This is a genomic window from Veillonella sp. 3891, from assembly GCF_003992315.1.
In the GTDB taxonomy this organism is placed as follows: domain Bacteria; phylum Bacillota; class Negativicutes; order Veillonellales; family Veillonellaceae; genus F0422.
In genome coordinates, this window is record NZ_RQVE01000026.1 from 1 (window position 1) to 3,234 (window position 3,234).

2 rRNA genes are annotated in these 3,234 nt (G+C 50.0%); both read left to right on the forward strand.

Features of this window, described 5'->3' with window-relative positions:
• Positions 1–135: 135 nt before the first annotated feature.
• Positions 136–3,062, forward strand: a 23S ribosomal RNA gene (locus EO118_RS08485).
• A gap of 63 nt (positions 3,063–3,125) precedes the next feature.
• Positions 3,126–3,234 (forward strand): 5S ribosomal RNA (rrf, locus tag EO118_RS08490); the annotation flags it as partial.

Sequence of the window (3,234 nt, forward strand, 5' to 3'; positions counted from 1 at the left end):
TAATTTATGATTTGGTCTCTTAGAGTTGACTCTAAGGGTTAGACCAAGCACATAGATTCTCTAAATTAACTTATAAGGTGAGAGCATCCGAAAGGATGACTCTAAAGCAGAAGACATAACCATATGTCACTATCAAGTAAAGATAGTAAGGGCATACGGTGGATGCCTTGGCTATACTGGCCGAAGAAGGACGCGGTAAGCTGCGAAAAGCTACGGAGAGGTGCAAGCGACCATTGACCCGTAGATATCCGAATGGGGGAACCCGGCAGAGAAAAGCTCTGTCACCCATACCAGAGAGTATGAGGAGGGCACCTGGGGAACTGAAACATCTAAGTACCCAGAGGAAAAGTAATCAAACGAGATTCTCTTAGTAGCGGCGAGCGAACGGGGAAGAGCCCAAACCGGACTGGTTCGCCAGACCGGGGTTGAGGACTGCTAACAAGCATAAATGGGATAGACGAACCGATTTGGAACGGTCGGCCGAAGAAGGTGAAAGCCCTGTAGTCGAAATCCTGCATATGTGGAGCAGTATCCAGAGTACCACGAGACACGTGAAACCTTGTGGGAAGCAGGGGGGACCACCCTCCAAGGCAAAATACCAGTATGGACCGATAGCGCATAGTACCGTGAGGGAAAGGTGAAAAGCACCCCGGGAGGGGAGTGAAAGAGAACCTGAAACCGTATGTCTACAAACAGTCGAAGACCGTATAATTGCAGGTCGACGGCGTGCCTATTGAAGAATGAACCGGCGAGTTACTGTCACTAGCGAGGTTAAGCGGAAAACGTGGAGCCGAAGCGAAAGCGAGTCTGAATAGGGCGAATAGTTAGTGGTAGTAGACCCGAAACCGTAGTGATCTATCCATGGCCAGGTTGAAGCACAGGTAAAATTGTGTGGAGGACCGAACTCGTGAGCGTTGAAAAGCTTTGGGATGAGTTGTGGATAGGGGTGAAATGCCAATCGAACACGGAGATAGCTGGTTCTCCCCGAAATAGCTTTAGGGCTAGCCTCATGGTAAAGAGTATAGGCGGTAGAGCTCTGATCGGGCTAGGGCCCACACCGGGTACCGAACCTAGTCAAACTACGAATGGCTATACTTATACATGGGAGTCAGACTATGAGTGATAAGGCCCATAGTCAAGAGGGAAACAGCCCAGACCACCGACTAAGGCCCCCAATGCTGCATTAAGTGGCAAAGGATGTGGAGTTTCCAAAACAACCAGGATGTTGGCTTAGAAGCAGCCACCATTTAAAGAGTGCGTAATAGCTCACTGGTCGAGAGACTCTGCGCCGAAAATGTCCGGGGCTAAAATGCAGAGCCGAAGTCGTGGCAATGGTAGCAATACCATTGGGTAGGGGAGCGTTCTTATTGGATTGAAGCAGTACCGGAAGGAGCTGTGGACTGGTAAGAAGTGAGAATGCCGGTATGAGTAGCGAAAAGAAAGGTGAGAATCCTTTCCACCGAAAGCCTAAGGGTTCCTGAGCAACGATCGTCGTCTCAGGGTAAGTCGGGACCTAAGCCGAGGCGGAAAAGCATAGGCGATGGACAACAGGTTGAAATTCCTGTACTAGTATGAATTGTTTGATTGATGGAGTGACGCAAACAGGTAGGTTAGCATGCGATTGGAAGTGCATGTTTAAGCGTGTAGGTTGTGTAATAGGTAAATCCGTTACACTAAAAGCTGAGGCGTGATGACGAGCTCAAAAGAGTGAAGTAATTGATCCTAAGTTGCCGAGAAAAGCTTCTAGGTAGAGACATACTACCCGTACCAAAACCGACACAGGTAGGCGGGGAGAGAATCCTAAGGTGCGCGGGAAAACCCTCGTTAAGGAACTCGGCAAAATGCATCCGTAACTTCGGGAAAAGGATGACCCATGTAGTGTGAAAGCTTGTAACGGCTGGAGCATGAATGGGTGGCACAAGAGAGGCGCAAGCGACTGTTTACCACAAACACAGGTGCCTGCTAAAGCGAAAGCTGACGTATAGGTGCTGACACCTGCCCGGTGCTGGAAGGTTAAGAGGAGGGGTTAGGAGTAATCCGAAGCTCTGAATTGAAGCCCCAGTAAACGGCGGCCGTAACTATAACGGTCCTAAGGTAGCGAAATTCCTTGTCGGGTAAGTTCCGACCCGCACGAAAGGTGTAACGACTTGCGCACTGTCTCAACGAGGGACCCGGTGAAATTGAAGTACCTGTGAAGATGCAGGTTACCCGCGACTGGACAGAAAGACCCCATGGAGCTTTACTGTAACTTAGGATTGATTTTAGTTAATGAATGTACAGGATAGGTGGGAGACGTAGAAGCTAGGGCGCTAGTCTTAGTGGAGTCGCTGTTGGGATACCACCCTTTGATTAATTGAAATCTAACGGGAAGAGTAACGACCTTCCGGACAGTCCTAGGTGGACAGTTTGACTGGGGCGGTCGCCTCCTAAAGAGTAACGGAGGCGCCCAAAGGTTCCCTCAGAGCGGACGGAAATCGCTCGAAGAGTGTAAAGGCAGAAGGGAGCTTGACTGCGAGACCAACAAGTCGAGCAGGGACGAAAGTCGGGCTTAGTGATCCGGTGGTGCCGAGTGGAAGGGCCATCGCTCAACGGATAAAAGCTACCCTGGGGATAACAGGCTAATCTCTCCCAAGAGTCCATATCGACGGGGAGGTTTGGCACCTCGATGTCGGCTCATCACATCCTGGGGCTGAAGTAGGTCCCAAGGGTTCGGCTGTTCGCCGATTAAAGTGGTACGTGAGCTGGGTTCAGAACGTCGTGAGACAGTTCGGTCCCTATCCATCGCGGGCGAAAGAAACTTGAAGGGGGCTGCTCCTAGTACGAGAGGACCGGAGTGGACGAACCGCTGGTGTACCAATTATCCTGCCAAGGGTACAGTTGGGTAGCTACGTTCGGGACGGATAAACGCTGAAAGCATCTAAGCGTGAAACCAGCCTTGAGATGAGGTTTCTCATAGCATAAGCTAGTAAGATCCCATGTAGACGACATGGTTGATAGGCCAGGTGTGGAAGTGCTGTAAGGCATGGAGCTGACTGGTACTAATAGATCGAGGGCTTTACTTAAATAAAAACTTGTAAGTTAACATATTATTCTTCTATGTAGTTTTCAGGGAACACCCTGACAAATTCAGTGATGATGGCTACGAGGAACCACCTGTTCCCATCCCGAACACAGTAGTTAAGCTCGTAAACGCCGAAAGTACTTGGCTGGAAACGGCCTGGGAGGATAGGAAGT